Source organism: Mesorhizobium sp. M7A.F.Ca.US.006.01.1.1 (assembly GCF_003997935.1).
Classification (GTDB): Bacteria; Pseudomonadota; Alphaproteobacteria; order Rhizobiales; family Rhizobiaceae; genus Mesorhizobium.
Map to the genome: position 1 here is coordinate 1 of NZ_RZQL01000507.1, position 873 is coordinate 873.

Below are 873 nucleotides of genomic sequence, written 5' to 3' on the forward strand. Positions count from 1 at the left end.
GTCAACGTCTCCAACTACGATTTCATCACCACCCATGGCGACAAGTCGTCGGGCATCGTCGCCCAGTCGATCGGCGGCGGCGGCGGCATGGGCGGCGACGCCTACATCGGCACCACCGGCCTTGTCGCCATACCCTACGTGCCGCTTGACCCGACAATTCTTTTGGCCCCGCTCGGCACATCAAGTCTCAAGCGTTCCGGCTCGGTCGCCATCGGTGGCAGCGGCACCGGCGGTGGATCCGGCGGCACCGTCATCGTCAGCAATGAGGGCATCATCACCACGCATGGCCAGAAGTCGGACGGCATCCACGCACAGTCGATCGGCGGCGGTGGTGGCGATGGCGGCGACGGCATGGCCGGCGCGGTCGGCACCGTTGGTCTTGGCGGCAGCGCTGGTGCAAGCGGCAATGGTGGCGCCGTGACCGTCACCAACGGCAAGCTCGATCTGTCCCAGGTGACGATGGCTACGATCGAGACCTTCGGCACCACGCCGACGGCGCCGGGCGCCGATGGTCCGATTGTCGATCCTCAGCTGGGACATTCGGCCGGCATCTTCGCCCAGTCGGTCGGCGGCGGCGGCGGTTCGGGCGGTGGCGCCGGCGCGCTGCTGTCGATCGGCGGCGGCGGTGGCGCTTCCGGCGCCGGTGGCCATGTCATCGTCAACAATTATGGTGGCATCCTGACCCATGCCGATGATTCCGTGGGCATCTTCGCCCAGTCGGTCGGCGGCGGCGGCGGCTCCGGCGGCTCGCTCGGCATCACCGCGCTCGGTGTCGGCGGCAGCGGCGGCTCCAGCGGCGGCGGCGGCGCGGTCGATGTCGCCAATGTCGCGATGATCGAGACGCATGGCATCGATTCCTACGCGATCCAGGCC

At 68.7% G+C, this 873-nt stretch carries 1 pseudogene; it reads left to right on the plus strand.

Annotated features, from left to right (window positions below):
- Positions 1–873 (plus strand): annotated as a pseudogene (locus EN943_RS38120) (hypothetical protein); the annotation flags it as partial.